Below are 17,234 nucleotides of genomic sequence, written 5' to 3'. Positions count from 1 at the left end.
TGAAATTATGGCTATAGAAAATCTGAAATTAGAGAAAATAAAAAGAAAATTGCTTAATTACCAACCTGTAAAAGCAGATATATTAAAAACAAAAAGCTATTATGAAAATAAAACTGATATAGAACAGTGCGGTGTTGTACCTAAAAATTTAGAAAGTAAAGACCCTTTAAGGAATGCAGATAATAGAATAAGCCATAACTTTCATCAAATATTAGTTGATGAAAAAGTAGCGTATATGTTTACCTACCCAGTATTATTTGATATAGATGATAACAAAGATATAAATGATAAGGTTAATGAAATACTAGATGATGATTTTGGGAGAAAAATAAAAAATTTAGCCATAGAATCATCAAACTGCGGTTTGGCATGGTTACATTATTGGGTAGATGAAACAGATTCAAGTAATAAGATTTTTAAATATGAGAAAGTGAATACTGAAGAAGTAGTACCAATATATTCAAATGGACTTGAAAGAATTTTAGAAACTGTAATAAGAACATATACTTGTATGGAACCAGTAGAGTATAAAGTTGAAGATGAAGCATTTACTTATATAGAGTATTGGACCAATGAAACCATGGATAGATATAAATTTCAAGGGTCCTCTTTTTCTGGTTCTATAATAGAAGAGGAAAAAATAGTTCACTCTTTGGGTGAAGTTCCGTTTATTGAATTTGCGAATAATTCCATAAAACAAAGCGATTTAAGTAGATATAAAAAGCAAATTGATCTTTATGATAAAGTCAAAAGTGGTTATGCAAATGATTTAGAAGATATCCAGCAGATTATTTATATACTAGAGAATTATGGTGGAGAAGATTTAGGAGAATTTTTAAGTGATTTAAAAAGGTATAAGGCAATAAAGACTGAAAGTGATGGCTCTGGTGGTGGAGTTAAAACTCTTCAAATAGAGATACCTGTTGAGGCAAGAAAAATAATAATTGATATATTGAGAAAAGAGATATATGAGTTTGGACAAGGGTTGCAGCAAGATGTTGAAGGTGTAGGCAATGCATCTGGAGTAGCACTCAAGTTCTTTTATAGAAAATTGGAACTTAAAAGTGGATTGTTGGAAACTGAATTTAGAGCAGGCTTTAATAAATTTATAAGAGCTATACTTAAGTTTTTGAATATAAATGAATATAAAAAAATTCAACAAACCTATACAAGAAATATGATATCCAATGATTTAGAAAATGCACAAATAGCACAGATGAGTTCAGGCATAATACCTAAAGCCCTAATACTAAGAAATCATCCTTGGGTGGAAGATCCTGATGAAGCTGAAAAGATGCTTCAAGAAGAAAATAAAGAGGATGAGAGGGTTTATGGTAAATTTCCTTTAGAAAATAATCTAGACGGTGTTACAAATGAATAATATTGAGTACTGGGAAAAGAGGGCAGAGGATAAATTAAAATCACAGTATAAAAAAGGAGAGGATTTAAACAATGAACTAAAGGACCATTATGAAAAAGCCTTGGCCGAGATAAGGAAAAACATAGCTGACTTCTATATGAGATTTGCCAAAGATAACAATATGACTTATATTGATGCAGTGAAGCAATTGACAGGAAAAGAGTATAATTGGTGGAGAAAATCAATTGATGAATATATAGAAGAATTGAAAGCTTTACAGGATTTAGGGGATAGTGAAGACAGTGGATTTAAGGAGCTACTTTTGGAACTTAACACTTTAGCTATGAAAAGTAGGATAAACAGGTTTGAAGGGTTGATGTTAAATATTCAAATAGAACTTGCCAAGCTGTATGAAAAAGAGCATACACAGATTACAGGACTTCTGAAAGATGTAGCAGAAGATGTCTATTATCAGACTATATATGATGTTCAGGTAGGTAGGGGAATAGGACACAGCTTTAGTAAATTAGATTCTAAAACCGTTGAAGATATAATATCTTATCCCTGGAGTGGAGATAATTATTCAAATAGGATATGGAAGCAAAAAGATAAGCTTGTAGACACTATTAAACAGGAACTTACACAGAAGTTTATTCAAGGTAAAGATGTTAGAACTACATCCAAGGCCGTAGCTGATAAAATGAATGTAAGTTATAAAAATGCCTGTACATTGGTTGAAACAGAAACTTCCTATATAGCAGGTCAAACTACTCTAAAGGGATATAAAGCTACAGGAATGGAACAATATCAGTATCTTGCTACATTAGATACCAGAACTAGTGAATTGTGCAGGCATGAAGATGGTAAAGTGTTTGATATTGATGATGCGGTTGTAGGTGTAAATTACCCACCGTTGCATGTACGTTGTAGGTCTACCACTATTCCATATTTTGAGGATGAAAAAGGCGAAAGAGCTGCAAGGGGAGCTGGTGGTAAAACTTATTATGTGCCGGGAGATATGACTTATAGGGATTGGTATGATAAATATGTTAAGGATAATCCCGAAGAAGAGCTTGCAGAAAAGAAAGTAAATAATCTATCCAGTGATAAGAAGCAATATAAGGAATACAAGAGCGTTCTAGGTAAAGATGCTCCTAAATCCTTTGATAAGTTCCAGGAATTGAAGTATAATAATAGTAATGAATACAGTCAATTGAAGAAAATTTATACTGTCAAAAGTAATATTAAAAATGGTACTCAAAAATTAGATATTGAAGAAGGTAAGCAGGGTAAACATATCAAGGAACACAATAACTATATAGAAGGTAGAAGCTATTTAACTATTCCTAAAGAAGAAATACAGAAGCTTGTGAATAAATATGCTGGTACAGGTACCTTTGAATTCGATAGAAAGGGTAATATTAAAAATAAAGAATTGGTACAAATCAATAAAAATATAGGTGTAAATCTAAATAATAAAACTGGAGATGAATCAAAAACAAATAGATTTTATATCCATTATAGTAAATCAGGTACGCATGTTGTTCCTACACTAAAAGGAGTTGATAAAAAGTGAAACCATTAAAGGAATATTTCAATAAAACAGTAAGAATAATAGATGTAGACAATAAGGAATTCAATGGCTATGTAGAGACATATACCCCGGAAATAGACAGCGAAGATGGGGTAGAAGAAATAGCAATAAAACCTGAAGGCTCTAATGATTTAGTTGGGTTTACTGCAAATGAAATAAAGAGCATAGAGATATCTTAGAGGCACTTACTAAATTAAAATAGTAGGTGCTTTATTATGTTTGAATTTAGGAGGTTTAAGTAATATGGTAGAAATAAATTTAGGTATATCTTCTGAAGACAATAGGGTAATTGTGGATGGTAAAGATATAACTGGCTACTTAACAAAAATAAAAGTGGAAAAAACTCCATCAACAATACCAGTTGTAGAGTTAGAATTAAAGCCAAATAAAGTAAAAGTAACTGGTGATGTATATTTTATAAGAGATAAAGGACTTAAAGAGTATGATAATGAAGAATTAACCAATGAGCTTATTAGAAGAAAACAAATTATTGTAAATGATACTTTAGTTAAAGAAGATAATATTGATATTGACAAGATAACTGAAAAATTAGTTGAAAGATTAAATGGGGCGATCCTCAAAATGTCATAATGTAGTTTCTAGGAGGAATAGTATGTTGAGTGTTGGAAAAAACATTAAAAAGTATCGGAAATCTAAAAACTTAACTCAAAAACAATTAGCTCAAAAAATTGGAGTTATACCAGTTACTATAACCAGGTATGAAAATAATAAAAGAGAACCTAACATAGACACTTTAAACGAAATAGCAAAAGCTCTTGATGTTCCGGTTTATGAATTGATTGGTGAATCTTTGAGAAATCCTGAATCTTTCAATGATATGGATTTATCATTAGTACCAACAAATAAATTAATAGAAGAATTGAATAAGAGAAATGATTTTATTATAAAATTGGAATCTAAAAATTATAAGTCTTCGGAGTAAGGCTTTTTATTTTTGCCTTTTTAAAAGTTATTAGGCGTAAAAGAAATAAGTATCAGTATTGAAAATGTTAAATTCGTAAAAAACGTAATGTATTGGAGGAATAGGATATGAAAAGAGAATTTTTAAAAGAGTTAGGATTAGAGGATTCAGTCATAGATAAAGTTATGGGTGAAAATGGCAAGGATGTTGAAAAGCAAAAGAAAGAAACTGAAAAAGTGACAGAAAAAATTAAAGGCTTGGAAATTGAGCTTGAAGCTAATAAACAGACTTTAGATGAAGCAAACTCTCAGATTGAAAAGTTTAAAGAAATGGATATAGAAGGTATTAAAAATTCAGCAGAAGAATGGAAAACTAAGTATGAAAGTTTCCAAACAGAGGCAGAAAATCAAAAAACAGAGCTTGAGAAAAAAATGAAAACCCAAGAGTATGAATTTTCAGCTAAAGACTATATAAATAGTCTTAAATTCGCTAATGACTTTACAAAAAATGCTTTCTTAAAAGAGTTTGTTGGCCAAGAACTTAAGTTATCTGATGGCAAGTTTTTAGGAGCAGATGATTATATAAAACAGTTTAAAGAAAATAATCCAGGAGTGTTTGCAGATGAAAATACCAATCCAGATAATCAACAAAATCAGAACACATATGTGTATCAGCCCAAAGGTGGAAGTGAGGGAGGTCAGGAAGTAGCAGCACAAATAGCAAGTGCTATAGCAGGAACGATTTAGAAATAAAATTTTAGGAGGTAAAAAGAATGGCTAATGTAATACAATATGCCACCATATTTCAAAGTGAATTAGATAAGGCGGCTGTGCATGAGATGTTAACAGGATGGATGGATTCAAACGCCGGTAAAGTAAAATATAATGGCGGTAAAGAAGTTAAAATACCACAATTAACTGTAGATGGATTAGGAGATTATGAAAGAGGATCAGCCGGTGGTTATGCAGGTGGAGACGTTAAATTTGAATATAAAACTTATGAAATGACTCAAGATAGAGGGAGAAAATTCTCTATTGATGCCATGGATGTTGATGAAACAGGATTTGTATTAACTGCAGGTAATATAATGGGAGAATTTCAAAGAACCAAGGTGATACCTGAAATTGATGCTTATAGATTATCTTCACTGGCAACTAAAGCCATGTCTGTGGCTGATGATACTAATGTTAAATATGGATATACTCCAGCAGCAGCAACTATTTTAGCAGAACTTAAGCTTGGTATAAAGGTAATAAGAGAAAATGGGTATAATGGGCAACTAATTATCCACGCAAACTATGATGTAGTTAATGAATTGGAAATAGCAATGTCTAATAAGATTGCATCTGTAACCTTTTCACAGGGAGGTATTGACACTAAAGTTCCAGCTGTAGATATTTGTCCTATTATTTCTACACCCTCAAATAGATTGTATTCGTCAATTACTTTATATGATGGAGTAACAGAAGGTCAAAAGATTGGAGGATATACCAAAGGGACTACAGCAAAGGATGTAAACTTTATTATAGCACCTAGAGATGTTCCATTAGCAATCACTAAACAGGACATAATGAGAATATTCGATCCAAATACAAATCAGGCTGCTAATGCGTGGTCTATGGATTATAGAAGATACCACGACCTTTGGGTTTTGGACAATAAAATTAATTCAATTTATGCAAATATAAAGCAAGCGAAGTCATAGGAGGATTGATATGTACAGATTAAAAAAATCTAATATAGAGCGTGTAGTTTTATCGGAAACTGCACGTGACGACTTGCTTAGCAGTGGTTTTGAGTTATTAGTAAGTAAAAAAGAAGAGTCAGGAAATGTTAAACCTTTAGAAGAAATGACTATTGAAGAGTTAAGGGATTATGCAAAAGAAAAAGCGATAGATGTAGGTAAATCAACTAGCATTAGTGGTATTCTGGAAAAGATTAAAGAACATGAAATTGAATAGGATGTGATTTTATGCTAGAAAATATAAAAATGCTTTTAGGCATTGCTTCAGAAGATACATCTAAAGATGCATTAATAAATTATTATACTGATGCTATAACTAAAAAGGTTTTAAAATATTGTAATTTATCTAGTCTGCCAGAAGAAATCATACCTTTTATAGAAAACAAGGTTGTATTAATTTTAAAAGCCCCGGATACAACTAACAATATTAAGTCGATTCAAAGAGGAGATACTCGATTTGAATATACAGGACAAAAAACTCAAACTGAATTGGTAAACTTAACAGATCAGGATAAAAAAGAATTAAATTCTTTTAGAAAGGTTAGATTCATATGACGGAAGCAGAAATATTGGCACTTACTTACTTTGATAAAGTAACTATATCAGGACAGGTCCCATATACAAAACCTAATGGGGCTACAGCATTTAAGCCAGGAATAAAAGTGGAGAATATCAGTTGTGCTATATCTAAAAAGGATGTAGCAAATGTAAATCAAACTGATACTACAAATAATATTCAGTACAATTCAATACTATTCTGTGCGCCTGATACTCCTATAGCTTCAGGTGATGATGTAGAGGTTACATTCGAAAATGGTACTAAGAGAAAATATGAAGCAGGAGAGCCTTTTTATTATGCAAGTCATTTAGAGGTACCTCTTTTAAGAAAGGAGAAATCATAATGGGGTTTCATATAGAAGGATTGGATGAATTCAAAAATGCTTTGATGGAACTTGCAGAGATTAAGTTTCCTGAAGAACTTGAAAAGGAAATATACAAGCTTGCAAATAGACTTTTAGCAAAAGTTAAAAAGAGAACTCCAGTTGGAGTTTATAAGGATGGGCATACTGGCGGAGACTTAAGAAAAAAATGGCATATAGGAAACTTAGTTAAAGAGGGCAACGGATACTATATAGAAGTGTTCAATATCCTTGATTATGCAAGCCATGTTGAATATGGACATAGGACAAGACTTGGTAAAACTGATCATCCAGATACTTATAAAAAGCGTGGTACCATTGATTTTGTCCCAGGTAAACACATGCTTAAAATAAGTATAGAGGAATTAAATAAAGAACTTCCGGGGTATTTGTCAAACTGGCTTGATAATGTAATCAGGGAGCACGGCCTATGATTAGTATAAAGGATGTAAAAGATGCAGTAGCTTTAAAACTTAGCAAGGAGTTTCAACAGAATATTGTATATGATGAACAGGTAAGACAGGGGTTTGAGGCACCTGCTTTTTTTGTGCAATTAATTCCTATAAATACAACTAGGTCAAGCTTCTTTACTAAAAACCCTACTTTGGTTGTGGATATTCATTTCTTCCCTAGAGAAGAATGTAATGATGAATTATACGATATGCAGGATAAACTTGAAAACAGCTTTATAATAGGTATACAAGTTAAAGACAGGTTTATTAATATTCAAAAAACAGAATACGAAATAGTGGATTTTGTACTTCACTTTCAAATAAATTTGGATTACCTGGTTTCAATTAGAGATGTGATTAATAAAGATAATGAAAACACCCAGCTTATGGGAGAAATTAACCTTAATATAAAGGAGTGAAAAATTGATGGGAGCACCAAGCATTAATATAGTATTTAAAGAGTTGGCAACAAGTACTATTGAACGTGGTGATCGGGGCATAGTAGCTTTACTTTTAAAAGATACAGTCCCATCTACCAATCCAATAGTAATGAGTATTGTATCAGATATTCCCGATACACTCACGGATGCCAATAAAAATCAAATAACCCTAGCTTTTATGGGTTATGTAAATCCACCTAAACAGGTTATAGCTTATGTAATAGCAGAAGATACTACAGATTATACAGAAGCACAGCACTATCTAGAAACTATTAGATGGGACTATTTTGCTTTTCCTGAAATAGCAGATGCAGATGTTACACCTTTTGCTACATGGATTAAAGGCTTAAGAGATAATATAGATAAAAAAGTTAAGGCGATACTTCCGAATTGTCCATCTGACCATGAGGGAGTAATTAATTATGCTAATAACAGCAACAAAGAAGGGGACAAAACTTATACAGCAAAAGAGTACTGTTCCAGAGCAGCAGGGTTAATAGCAGGAACACCACTTACTATTAGTGCTACTTATGCACCTTTAAGTGAGTTGGATGACTGTGACCATTTAACTAAAACTGAAATGGATACTGCTGTTGATGCGGGAAAATTCATTCTAATGAATGATGGCGAAAAAGTTAAGGTTGTAAGAGCTGTAAATAGTCTGGTAACTACTACTAAGGATAAAGGGAAGAAGTTCAAGAAAATTAAAATAGTAGATATTATGGACCTTATGCATGGAGATGTAAAGAAAACTATATCAGATAGCTATATAGGTAAAGTACCTAATGATTATGACCATAAGATTTTACTCATGAGTGCTATAGGTGGCTATTTTGAACAGTTGGAGCTATCGGGTCTTTTGGACAAAGGTTCCAGTAGCGTTTATATTGATGTGGAAGCACAGAAAGCTTACTTGAAAGCCCAAGGATATACGACCACTGATGGTAGGGGTGTAGATGATATGACAACACAGGAAATCAAGGAAGCTAATACAGATGATAAGGTGTTTATAGGTGCTGCTACAACTATATTAGACAGCATGGAAGATGTTGATTTAAATATTGCGGCGTAGGAGGTGTAAAGTATGACAAATGCAGGAAATTACAATGAAGAGAAAACCATATATGGTAACTATGGCAGTGTGTTCTTGGATGATTCACAAGTTGCAGAAGCTACAGCTCTTCAGGCCAAGTGTAAAGTAAACAAAGTAGAAGTACCTATGTGTGGCACAAATTCAAAAAAGTATAAAACCGTTGGTTGGGATGGTAGTGGTACCATAACTTTAAATAAAGTTAGTTCTAGAATGATGTTGCTTATGGCTACTAATCTAAAAAATGGAATTGAAACGGTGTTTACTATGATCAGTAAGGTAAGTGACCCGGGCAATGGTGGTACTGAAAGAGTTAAGATGTCAGGAGTAAAATTTGATGAATTAACACTTGCTGATTGGGGATCTGGGAAGTTGGGGTCTGAGTCAATCCCTTTTACTTTTGAAGATTTTGAACCACTGGATACTATCGACCCAAGCATAATAACTTCAGCATAAAAACAACCATACAGTTAGATTTATGGTTGTTTTTTATTGCTTCAGAATATAAAAAACAAAATTAATTATTAGGAGGAATAAAACATAAGTAATAAAATGAATTTACTATTAAAGGTAGATAAGAGTAAGTTAGTAAGACCTGAGCAAGAAGTTGAAATAAAAAGATTGAGTGATATTTTAGGTGAACCTTTTACTGTTACTTGTCAGGCGTTGACTGCAGATGAATTTAAAGAATTGGAGAACACCAAGACAGCTAACGAGGATATGGTTATAAAAGGGGTTAAAGATCCCGATTTTACTAATCAACAGGTAATAGAATATTATGGCGTGGTAACAGCAACAGAAGCAGTAAATACAATATTTTTACCAGGAGAAATTACTTCTTTAGTCAAAGTTATAACTAACTTGAGTGGTTTCGGAACTGATGCAATAAAAGAAATAAAAAACTCATCAACTCAGGTGGAGAAGTAACTCTTATGTATGAGTTATGGAAAACTAAACACATCACTTTACCGTCTGAGTTTTGGAATGCTTCTGAGGGCGATAAGACTGTATTAAGAGCTTTCTATGATTACGAAATAGAAGAAAAGAGTGAGGAAAGAAGGCAAATGTTAAATAATAAAATTCCTGTTTTCCCAGCAGTTATCATATAATCCCTCTATAAGGAATTTTGTCATAAAATTGGACAAGAACATATACATTTTGTTACAATATTATTGACAAATTATGAATTAAGGGGGAAATTGTCATGATATGCTCTAAATGTGGTTCTGATAATATTCAAGTAGTGCAAGGCGATTCAAGGGTGAAGGGCACGGGTTGTTTATGGGCAATAGGAAGGCTTTGCTTAATAATATGTACTTTAGGCCTTTGGTTGATTATAGGTAAGAGAAAGGGCAAGGTTAAAACCGAAACTCTTGCCGTTTGTATTAATTGTGGACATAAGTGGAAGATTTAATATTGGTACTAAAGATCTCTAACTTTATTCAAGTTAAGGTGGCATATTTAAGAGAGAATCACTCATGTGGTTCTTTTTTATTTGGAAGATACGGCTGCTTTTATTGTTAGGCACTTTTATTATATCTAGAAATGGGGTGAGGATTTGGCAGAGATAAGAGCTAGAATTGTATTAGAAGATACTATGAGTTCTCAAATAGTTTCACCTATAGAAGCTGTTAATAAGCTTACGGAAAGTGCGAAAGTTGCCAATAATGTAATTGATATGATGACAGGGAAAAATATAGATGTAGATACAACCAGTGCCATTAATGAAATTAAGAATGTTAAGGAGAGCGTTACATCTGCTAACAATGTTATAGACCTTATGTCTAAAAAGAAGGTAAGTATAAATACTGATAATGCCATTGATAAGATTAATGAAGTAAAAAATTCAGTTAATTCTACAGCTGAAGTTATTGATATGGTATCAGGAAAAAGAATAGATATGGATACTGCTTTAGCTAACAGTAAAATAGGTGAATTAAAAAATAACATTAAAGAAATAGTAACACATCCATTAAATATTCCAATCAACGCCACCAATAAGACTAAAGAAGTTATTTCTAAAGTTAAAGGTGATATGGCTACTATAAAATCTACTTTATTATCTATTAATGCAGTAAATAAAACAGTAGGAGTTGTATCTAAGGCCAAAAGTGAATTGCTCAGTTTAGCAAAATTACCTGTCACAATAGCCATTAAGGCTAAAGATGAAACTTCTTCGGTGATATCTAAGATTAAGAATAATCTATTTAGTCTAAAAACTTTAGCAGCCACAATGGCAACAAATGCGGCAGGAAAAGCTACTATAGGTGCAGCTTCAGACTTAGAACAAGAACAAATAGCTATGAAGCATTTTATAGGCTACAATAACCAAAGTTCTAGTCAAGCAGATGTTCAGAAAATGACGGATTCTTATATATCCCAACTTAGGACAGAAGCTAACATTACGCCTTTTGGAACTAGTGAAGTTATAGCAGCAGGGCGTAGAGCTGTGAATATAACTTCAGGAGATACTAAAGCAGGCATGGATTTAGTGAAATTGAGTGAGAATATGGCAGCACTTAATCCTGGAAAAAGTGTAATGGATGCTATGGAAGCTTTGGCTGATTTAAAAACTGGCGAAACTGAAAGAATGAAAGAGTTTGGTTTCAAAATAAGTCAGGATGATATAAATAATGCTGGGGGAGTTGAAAGTTATTTTAAACAGCAAACAAGTTCCGAGGGAAATATAGGAAAAGTATTTGCAGGAGGAGCAAGTGAATTAAGTAATTCCACTGCTGGTAAGTGGAGTACCGTAACAGGAAATTTAGAAACAATAGGAGCAAATTTTGGCAAGGCTTTTTTACCTGTTATCAATAAAATCCTTACACCTCTTGCCAATTTATTAGATAAAAATGCAGATGGTTTTACTAAGTTTGGCGAAAATATTATAAAGATAGGTGGGAAGATAGGAACCGTCTTAACTCCTACTTTTAATACTATATCTAAAATAATAAAATCTGTGGGAGAACCGGCATTTAAATCTTTATCTAAAATAGTTCAAACAGTGGTTTTACCTGCTTTTAAATTCTTAGGTGGTATTGCTCAACAGTATGTAATTCCTGCAGTAACAGCTATAGCTGGGGTAGTAAATAAATATTTACCTCCTATAGCAAATTCTTTTATAAAGTCCTTTAATAGCATAAAACCTCATCTTGAACATTTCTGGAATGTAATAAAAGTGAATATTATCCCAATAGTTCAGGATTTATGGGGAAAAATTAAAGAAGCTATGCCAGGAATTCAAAAAGTTTTTAGTGTTGCTTTTGATATAATAGCAAAAGTTGTTGGAAAAGCTTTAGATGTAATTGCAGAACTTTCTCCTATAATAAAAGGTGTATATGATTTTATAGCTCCAATTTTAGGCTGGATTATAGATTTATTTAATGGTATAGCTGATGCTATTAAAAAGGCTTACGATTGGCTTACAAAATGGCTTGATAAAGATAAAAGTAATAAAGTTACCACAAAGGATGAAAACGGAAAAACAACTACTGTAACTATGACTGACTGGAAAGTAGGACCTATTCCGGGTAATAATGCTCTTGGGACTACTTATTGGAGAGGGGGACCTACGTGGGTAAATGAAAATGGTCCTGAATTAATGGAGCTTCCCGCAGGTACTAAAATTCATAGTAATAGAGAATCTAATAATATGATGAAAAATATGCAAGTTCAAGCTTCAATACCTAATATGAATACCTCAAATATAACTAAATGGGGAGAGGATATTCCAGAAAGTATGGCAAAAGGAATAAGACAGAATACTAAATCTGTAACAGACGCAACGACTTTAATGGCTTCTAAAATAAAAGAATTAATCCATTTCAGTGTACCAGACAAAGGACCTTTAAGTGATTTTGATACTTATGCAGTAGATATGATGAAAACTTATGGAACAGGCATCCAAAATAACATAAAATCTGTAACAACCCCTACTACTAATATGAGTACAGGGGTTAAAAATATTTATACAGATTTAAAAAACCAAAGTTTGACTTATGGCCAGGGAATTGTTCAGGAACTTGGGGCAGGTATACAGTCGAATGTGGGTAATTTAACAAGTATAGTTAAAGCACTTACAGACAAGGTCATTGAAGAATTCAAAACGGGTTTTGGGATTCATAGCCCTAGTTTAGTTATGTATAAGTTGTCACAATTCATTCCTCAAGGAGTTATAAAGGGTATATCCTCTATAGACATTCAAAAGTTCATTAAAAACTGGATTGGAGATATCACTTCTATGGCTGGAAGTGCCATGGGCGGGAATGTTACAGAATGGTTAACTGCTGCTCTTGGAATAACAGGTACACCTATGAGTTGGCTTCCAGGATTATTACAACTAGTGAAAAGAGAATCTGGTGGAAATCCTACAGCATGGAATTCAATAAGTGTTGGAGGAGAACATGCTACTGGACTCTTACAAATGTTAGGAAGCACATTTAGAGAACATATGGTTTCGGGGTTAAATAATATAATGAATCCGATTGCCAATGCTGCGAGTGCGATAGATTATATTAAATCACGTTATGGAAACGTAAATAACATTCCTAATCTTTATGGTGGTAACTATGTAGGTTATGCCCAGGGTGGTATAGCAACTCAACCTTCAATTTTTGGTGAGGGTGATTATCCAGAGATGGCAATACCTTTAAAGAAAGACAACTCACGCTCAAAATATTTATTGGAACAGGCAGAAGCTTTAGTAAATGGGGATAAAAAATCCGGTATAAAAATTATAATAGAGAAACTGGCAGATAAAATAGTTGTTAGGGAAGAAGCAGATATAGACAAGATAGCTACAGCTTTGGTTAAAAAACTTACTATAGCTGAAATGAATATATAGGAGTTGAGGTATAGTGAAAAAGAATATGGAATTTTGGTTAAAGCAGGACAATGGTACTTCTTTAAGGCTCCCTGTTCCACCAGCAAACTATGATATAACCTGGGCTAATAATAACAGCTCTTTTTTAGTGGAAGGAAGGGGAGAGGTAAATTTTCTGGGAAAGCCCAAACTAACTGAAATAGCCCCTATAGAAAGCTTTTTTCCTAACCAGAAATACAGTTTTTGTACTTACAGTGATTTTCCAAGTCCTGAAGATTGCGTGGTTACAATTAAAAAAATGATAGACAGTGGCAAACCTGTAAGATATATAATAACAGGAACTATAGTAAATATTCTCTGTTCTATTGAATCTTTTAATTTTAAGGAAAACGACGGAACAGGGGATATTTCTTTTATTCTGACCTTAAAAGAATATGGGGTGCTGAAATGATTAATTTATATTCTCTTTATAACAGCTCCAGTCGAGGGCTTATACACACAAAAATAACTAACTTCTGTAAAACCATTGTATGGAGTGGTGATAAGGATTCCATAGCAAGAAAACTTGAAGTTACTATGGCCTACAGCATATGGGATAAAAACCAGCCTAATGTACAGATAGGTCCAGGGACTTTAATCTGGATGGTAGAGGATGAAAAAGAGATTTTCAGGGGACATGTATTTGACAGGGAAATAGATTCTGATACCCAGGAACTTAAATTTGTGGCTTTTGACTGTATGATATACCTTGCAAAGTCCAAGAGCAGCCACAATTTTACCAATATAACACCTGAAGAAATAACAAGGGTAGTTTGCGGGGAAGCAGGAGTATTTTGTGGAGATATTGGAGTTACAGGGTTAAAAATAGATTTACTAGCAATGGAGAAAACATTCTACGATACTATAATGATGGCCTATACAAAGGTATGGCACTTTAACGGTGGCAGGTATAACTTTTATCCATTTATGAATAGAGATGTTTTAGAAATAATGAACATGGGTGTTGCGATTGATAATTTTGTTATAAAACCTAGTCTAAATCTAGGAAAAACAACTTATTCCGATTCCATAAGCAATATGATAAATAAGGTAAATGTCTATAACAGCAAAGGTGAATATGTAGGTACTGCATGGCAAAGAGATTGGATAAAAGCTTACGGAATACTTCAAGATGTATATTCTGCTCCAGATGATGATAATGCCCCAATCACAACAGCAACAAATATGCTGCATGGTGTGGATGAAACTGTTTTTGTAAATCTTATTGGTGATACTAGATGTACAACTGGATGGGGAGTTAAGGTTCAAATACCATATATCTATAATTTATTGGATACTGTAATGTGTATTGATGCAGATACACATACATGGGAGGTTGGAACCGGTAAATACACTATGGATTTAACTTTAAACTTTCAAACTAAAATGAAACTGGTGGAGGTGGATGCGGCAGCATGAATATAAAGAATCCATATAATGATATACTTTTGAAAATGAGAAGTCAGGGGGCAGCTTATAATCCTCCTTCTATTGATATTGGAAAGGTAATAAGTTCTGACCCTTTGACAATTCAAATAAATGATACGCCACTTACTAAAAAAAATCTCCTAGTATCAGATTTTTTACTGGCTAACTATAAAAGGAGGATAAAGATACCTTCCACAAGTGCTACAGGATCTACAACAGATGGTAGCATAACATCTATAGGAATACCTGATGCAGAATTAAACTTTATAGAGGGTCTTAAAAAAGACGATATGGTAGCCTGTCTAGCTACCCCTGATGGACAAAAATATATTGTATTATGCAAGGTGGTAAGCTTATGAGTATATTACCACAATTTGATGTAAATATAGATAATGTAATAAATCAAAGTATTGAAAATTCTTCAAGTACAGTTACAACTCCAAAAGAATATGCCTGGGACTTTGAAAATGATGATTTCCTTCTTAAAGATGGTAAGTTTGTAATAGTGGAAGGTAAAGAAGCTCTTAAGATATGGATATGGAAAGCACTGAACACTGTAAAGATGAACTATAGTATTTACTCTGATAATTATGGTCATGATTTAGATAGTTTGATAGGTCAGGGGTTTAGCAGTGGATTAATTGAAAGTGAAGCCAGGAGAATTGTATGGGAATGCATAAGTTTAAATCATCATATAACAGGTATGCAGAATTTCACTACTGCATATGATGGAGATACTTTAACCGTTAGCTTTACAGCTCTTACAGATCAGGGGGAGGTGGATATGGATGTATAGTGAATCAGAAGAAACTATAAAAACCAGAATGTTAGGGAATATATCTGACAGTGTAGATAAAACAGAAGGTTATCTTGTATATGACAGTGTAGTTGCTGCAAGCAAAGAATTTGTAAAAGTCTCCACTGAATTAGATAGTATAGTTGACAAGTTTGATTTAAGCAAACTTAGTGATGATGAATTGGAGTTAAGAATAAAACAGAGGACAGGTCAAACCAGAAATCCCGCCAAATATGCAGCAGGAATTTTAAATATAACAGGAACTGCAACTATAGCTGAAGGGGATTTATTTCAAACCCCTAATGCAGTACAGTTTAAATCACTGGAATCCAAAACTATAACCGGCAGTGGAACAATTGAAATACAAGCTGTAATACCGGGAGGTAGTGGAAATATTCCGGCCAACCAAATAACCGTTATGCCTGTGGCTATAAGTGGTGTAATCGGTGTTACAAATCCTCTGGCAGCTCAGGGAGGTTTTGATGCTGAAAGTGATGCCCATTTACTTGAAAGATATTATGAAAAATTACAAAATCCAGATACGGGAAGCAATATAGCTTATTTTCAAAATCTGGTTAAAGAATATCCCGGTGTAGGTGACGCTAAAGTTTTTCCCACCTGGAATGGAAATAACACTATAAAATTAGTTATTATAGATGCCAATAAACAAGTCCCTGGTGCAGATTTAGTGAATGAAGTACAAAATTACATGGACCCACTAGGAGAGAGTTGGGGACTGGGATATGGAAAAGCACCGGCATTTTGCTATACAACAGTTGAAGAAGCTGCAGCTAAAACTATAAATGTAAGTTTTGCAATCGTGAAAGACACAAATTATACTGATGAACAAAGACTTGCTAATGTTGAGGCAAGTATAACTGAATATTTAAAATCACTGGCATTTATAGATAATGCTGTAGTTTCTTATGCTAAAATTGGTGTGGCAATACTTGATAGTAAAGGAGTGCTGGACTATTCCAATTTAACTGTAAATGGAGGAACAACAAACATTCCAATATCATTAACAAAAACTTTATGTGAAACTCCAATATTGGGGACGGTGGCAATAAATGAGTAATACTGCATTGAAAAATTATTTACCCCCAATACCTGCAGATACTAAGATATTTAGGGGAGTATTAAACAGCGAAGATACTGAATTTAACAATATGTACGGCAATATTGATAATATAAAGGCTCAATTAAATATAGATACTGCAACCTGGGCCTTAGATATATATGAAAGAGAACTGGGTATAATTACGGATTATACAAAAGCTTTAGATTATAGAAGAAGTGTAATAAAATCCAAGTCCAGAGGTACAGGAAAATTAAATGCTGCACTTATAAAACTTGTATGTGATTCTTTTACAAATGGTGATGTGGAAGTTACTTTTGATGGTATTATTCATATTGCTTTTGTCAATGTTTATGGGGTACCTTCTAACATTCAGGATTTAAAAAATGCAGTTAATGATATAAAGCCTGCATATCTACTGTTGGATTATATTTTCAGATATATAATTTGGAATGAATTTGATAACTATAATAAAACTTTCGATCAATGGGATGCATTAGACTTAACATGGGATGAATTAGAAGCTTATAAAGGATAGGGGAGTGAATG

Annotated in this window: 24 protein-coding genes; all 24 read left to right on the top strand. The window is 33.2% G+C overall.

Features of this window, described 5'->3' with window-relative positions:
* The first annotated feature begins 7 nt into the window (after window positions 1-7).
* The 24 genes from BS101_RS18430 to BS101_RS18320 all read left to right on the top strand — a co-directional run bounded on the left by BS101_RS18430 (window position 8) and on the right by BS101_RS18320 (window position 17,223).
* A complete protein-coding gene (locus BS101_RS18430; RefSeq protein ID WP_083585768.1) occupies window positions 8-1,381 on the top strand; it encodes a phage portal protein in 1,374 nt (457 codons plus the stop codon).
* Window positions 1,374-2,936, top strand: a complete 1,563-nt coding sequence (locus BS101_RS18425) for a polymorphic toxin type 50 domain-containing protein (RefSeq protein ID WP_073540143.1) — start codon at window positions 1,374-1,376, stop codon at window positions 2,934-2,936. Before BS101_RS18430 ends, BS101_RS18425 begins: the two co-directional genes overlap by 8 nt.
* Window positions 2,933-3,133, top strand: a complete 201-nt coding sequence (locus tag BS101_RS18420) for a hypothetical protein (protein ID WP_073540142.1) — start codon at window positions 2,933-2,935, stop codon at window positions 3,131-3,133. The genes BS101_RS18425 and BS101_RS18420 overlap by 4 nt, the downstream gene beginning before the upstream one ends.
* Window positions 3,134-3,197: 64 nt before the next feature.
* Window positions 3,198-3,545, top strand: a complete 348-nt coding sequence (locus BS101_RS18415; protein ID WP_073540141.1) for a hypothetical protein — start codon at window positions 3,198-3,200, stop codon at window positions 3,543-3,545.
* A gap of 22 nt (window positions 3,546-3,567) precedes the next feature.
* Window positions 3,568-3,897, top strand: a complete 330-nt coding sequence (locus BS101_RS18410) for a helix-turn-helix domain-containing protein (RefSeq protein ID WP_242951332.1) — start codon at window positions 3,568-3,570, stop codon at window positions 3,895-3,897.
* A 107-nt stretch (window positions 3,898-4,004) separates the two neighbouring features.
* Window positions 4,005-4,622: a phage scaffolding protein gene (locus BS101_RS18405; protein WP_073540140.1), complete on the top strand. Its 618-nt coding sequence runs from the start codon at window positions 4,005-4,007 to the stop codon at window positions 4,620-4,622.
* Between the two features lie 26 nt (window positions 4,623-4,648).
* Entirely contained in the window at window positions 4,649-5,581 is a 933-nt protein-coding gene (locus BS101_RS18400; protein ID WP_073540139.1) for a hypothetical protein, read from the top strand.
* Between the two features lie 10 nt (window positions 5,582-5,591).
* Window positions 5,592-5,837 carry a hypothetical protein gene (locus tag BS101_RS18395; RefSeq protein ID WP_073540138.1) on the top strand — a complete coding sequence of 82 codons (246 nt, stop codon included), beginning with the start codon at window positions 5,592-5,594 and terminating at the stop codon, window positions 5,835-5,837.
* Between the two features lie 11 nt (window positions 5,838-5,848).
* A complete protein-coding gene (locus BS101_RS18390; protein ID WP_073540137.1) occupies window positions 5,849-6,175 on the top strand; it encodes a phage head-tail connector protein in 327 nt (108 codons plus the stop codon).
* The gene (locus BS101_RS18385) at window positions 6,172-6,522 is read left to right on the top strand and encodes a hypothetical protein (RefSeq protein WP_073540136.1); all 351 of its coding nucleotides are present in this window, start codon (window positions 6,172-6,174) and stop codon (window positions 6,520-6,522) included. The genes BS101_RS18390 and BS101_RS18385 overlap by 4 nt, the downstream gene beginning before the upstream one ends.
* Window positions 6,522-6,974: an HK97 gp10 family phage protein gene (locus tag BS101_RS18380; protein ID WP_073540135.1), complete on the top strand. Its 453-nt coding sequence runs from the start codon at window positions 6,522-6,524 to the stop codon at window positions 6,972-6,974. Before BS101_RS18385 ends, BS101_RS18380 begins: the two co-directional genes overlap by 1 nt.
* Window positions 6,971-7,411 (top strand): phage tail terminator family protein, encoded by a 441-nt coding sequence (locus tag BS101_RS18375; RefSeq protein WP_073540134.1) that lies wholly within the window; start codon window positions 6,971-6,973, stop codon window positions 7,409-7,411. Before BS101_RS18380 ends, BS101_RS18375 begins: the two co-directional genes overlap by 4 nt.
* Before the next feature lie 7 nt (window positions 7,412-7,418).
* Window positions 7,419-8,504 (top strand): phage tail sheath subtilisin-like domain-containing protein, encoded by a 1,086-nt coding sequence (locus tag BS101_RS18370; protein WP_073540133.1) that lies wholly within the window; start codon window positions 7,419-7,421, stop codon window positions 8,502-8,504.
* 12 nt (window positions 8,505-8,516) lie between these two features.
* A complete protein-coding gene (locus BS101_RS18365) occupies window positions 8,517-8,978 on the top strand; it encodes a phage tail tube protein (protein WP_073540132.1) in 462 nt (153 codons plus the stop codon).
* Window positions 8,979-9,074: 96 nt separating this feature from the next.
* Complete coding sequence (locus BS101_RS18360; RefSeq protein WP_073540131.1) at window positions 9,075-9,449, top strand: phage tail assembly chaperone; 375 nt, start codon at window positions 9,075-9,077, stop codon at window positions 9,447-9,449.
* Window positions 9,450-9,454: 5 nt separating this feature from the next.
* Complete coding sequence (locus tag BS101_RS22995; protein ID WP_156876090.1) at window positions 9,455-9,631, top strand: hypothetical protein; 177 nt, start codon at window positions 9,455-9,457, stop codon at window positions 9,629-9,631.
* A 95-nt stretch (window positions 9,632-9,726) separates the two neighbouring features.
* On the top strand, window positions 9,727-9,936 hold the full coding sequence (locus BS101_RS18355; RefSeq protein WP_073540130.1) for a hypothetical protein: 210 nt from the start codon (window positions 9,727-9,729) through the stop codon (window positions 9,934-9,936).
* Window positions 9,937-10,080: 144 nt separating this feature from the next.
* Window positions 10,081-13,365 carry a transglycosylase SLT domain-containing protein gene (locus BS101_RS18350; protein ID WP_073540129.1) on the top strand — a complete coding sequence of 1,095 codons (3,285 nt, stop codon included), beginning with the start codon at window positions 10,081-10,083 and terminating at the stop codon, window positions 13,363-13,365.
* Between the two features lie 13 nt (window positions 13,366-13,378).
* Window positions 13,379-13,795 carry a hypothetical protein gene (locus BS101_RS18345; RefSeq protein ID WP_242951331.1) on the top strand — a complete coding sequence of 139 codons (417 nt, stop codon included), beginning with the start codon at window positions 13,379-13,381 and terminating at the stop codon, window positions 13,793-13,795.
* On the top strand, window positions 13,792-14,802 hold the full coding sequence (locus BS101_RS18340; RefSeq protein ID WP_156876089.1) for an XkdQ/YqbQ family protein: 1,011 nt from the start codon (window positions 13,792-13,794) through the stop codon (window positions 14,800-14,802). The genes BS101_RS18345 and BS101_RS18340 overlap by 4 nt, the downstream gene beginning before the upstream one ends.
* Window positions 14,799-15,170, top strand: coding sequence for a DUF2577 domain-containing protein (locus BS101_RS18335; RefSeq protein WP_073540127.1), 372 nt, complete (start codon window positions 14,799-14,801; stop codon window positions 15,168-15,170). Before BS101_RS18340 ends, BS101_RS18335 begins: the two co-directional genes overlap by 4 nt.
* On the top strand, window positions 15,167-15,607 hold the full coding sequence (locus BS101_RS18330) for a DUF2634 domain-containing protein (RefSeq protein WP_242951330.1): 441 nt from the start codon (window positions 15,167-15,169) through the stop codon (window positions 15,605-15,607). Before BS101_RS18335 ends, BS101_RS18330 begins: the two co-directional genes overlap by 4 nt.
* Window positions 15,600-16,685: a baseplate J/gp47 family protein gene (locus BS101_RS18325; RefSeq protein ID WP_073540125.1), complete on the top strand. Its 1,086-nt coding sequence runs from the start codon at window positions 15,600-15,602 to the stop codon at window positions 16,683-16,685. The genes BS101_RS18330 and BS101_RS18325 overlap by 8 nt, the downstream gene beginning before the upstream one ends.
* Window positions 16,678-17,223: a putative phage tail protein gene (locus tag BS101_RS18320; RefSeq protein ID WP_073540124.1), complete on the top strand. Its 546-nt coding sequence runs from the start codon at window positions 16,678-16,680 to the stop codon at window positions 17,221-17,223. The genes BS101_RS18325 and BS101_RS18320 overlap by 8 nt, the downstream gene beginning before the upstream one ends.
* Window positions 17,224-17,234 lie beyond the last annotated feature (11 nt).

Origin of the sequence: Clostridium kluyveri (assembly GCF_001902295.1) — a bacterium.
Classification (GTDB): Bacteria; Bacillota; Clostridia; order Clostridiales; family Clostridiaceae; genus Clostridium_B; species Clostridium_B kluyveri_B.
The sequence above is the reverse complement of the archived record's forward strand: the minus strand, read 5'-3'. Positions and strand labels throughout refer to the sequence as shown.

Coding starts and splice junctions, on each gene's coding strand:
- BS101_RS22995 (WP_156876090.1), top strand. CDS start 9,455: ATGTATGAGTTATGGAAAACTAAACACATCACTTTACCGTCTGAGTTT.
- BS101_RS18340 (WP_156876089.1), top strand. CDS start 13,792: ATGATTAATTTATATTCTCTTTATAACAGCTCCAGTCGAGGGCTTATA.
- BS101_RS18365 (WP_073540132.1), top strand. CDS start 8,517: ATGACAAATGCAGGAAATTACAATGAAGAGAAAACCATATATGGTAAC.
- BS101_RS18410 (WP_242951332.1), top strand. CDS start 3,568: ATGTTGAGTGTTGGAAAAAACATTAAAAAGTATCGGAAATCTAAAAAC.
- BS101_RS18320 (WP_073540124.1), top strand. CDS start 16,678: ATGAGTAATACTGCATTGAAAAATTATTTACCCCCAATACCTGCAGAT.
- BS101_RS18430 (WP_083585768.1), top strand. CDS start 8: ATGGCTATAGAAAATCTGAAATTAGAGAAAATAAAAAGAAAATTGCTT.
- BS101_RS18355 (WP_073540130.1), top strand. CDS start 9,727: ATGATATGCTCTAAATGTGGTTCTGATAATATTCAAGTAGTGCAAGGC.
- BS101_RS18390 (WP_073540137.1), top strand. CDS start 5,849: ATGCTAGAAAATATAAAAATGCTTTTAGGCATTGCTTCAGAAGATACA.
- BS101_RS18330 (WP_242951330.1), top strand. CDS start 15,167: ATGAGTATATTACCACAATTTGATGTAAATATAGATAATGTAATAAAT.
- BS101_RS18380 (WP_073540135.1), top strand. CDS start 6,522: ATGGGGTTTCATATAGAAGGATTGGATGAATTCAAAAATGCTTTGATG.
- BS101_RS18370 (WP_073540133.1), top strand. CDS start 7,419: ATGGGAGCACCAAGCATTAATATAGTATTTAAAGAGTTGGCAACAAGT.
- BS101_RS18400 (WP_073540139.1), top strand. CDS start 4,649: ATGGCTAATGTAATACAATATGCCACCATATTTCAAAGTGAATTAGAT.
- BS101_RS18405 (WP_073540140.1), top strand. CDS start 4,005: ATGAAAAGAGAATTTTTAAAAGAGTTAGGATTAGAGGATTCAGTCATA.
- BS101_RS18325 (WP_073540125.1), top strand. CDS start 15,600: ATGTATAGTGAATCAGAAGAAACTATAAAAACCAGAATGTTAGGGAAT.
- BS101_RS18375 (WP_073540134.1), top strand. CDS start 6,971: ATGATTAGTATAAAGGATGTAAAAGATGCAGTAGCTTTAAAACTTAGC.
- BS101_RS18385 (WP_073540136.1), top strand. CDS start 6,172: ATGACGGAAGCAGAAATATTGGCACTTACTTACTTTGATAAAGTAACT.
- BS101_RS18395 (WP_073540138.1), top strand. CDS start 5,592: ATGTACAGATTAAAAAAATCTAATATAGAGCGTGTAGTTTTATCGGAA.
- BS101_RS18415 (WP_073540141.1), top strand. CDS start 3,198: ATGGTAGAAATAAATTTAGGTATATCTTCTGAAGACAATAGGGTAATT.
- BS101_RS18425 (WP_073540143.1), top strand. CDS start 1,374: ATGAATAATATTGAGTACTGGGAAAAGAGGGCAGAGGATAAATTAAAA.
- BS101_RS18360 (WP_073540131.1), top strand. CDS start 9,075: ATGAATTTACTATTAAAGGTAGATAAGAGTAAGTTAGTAAGACCTGAG.
- BS101_RS18335 (WP_073540127.1), top strand. CDS start 14,799: ATGAATATAAAGAATCCATATAATGATATACTTTTGAAAATGAGAAGT.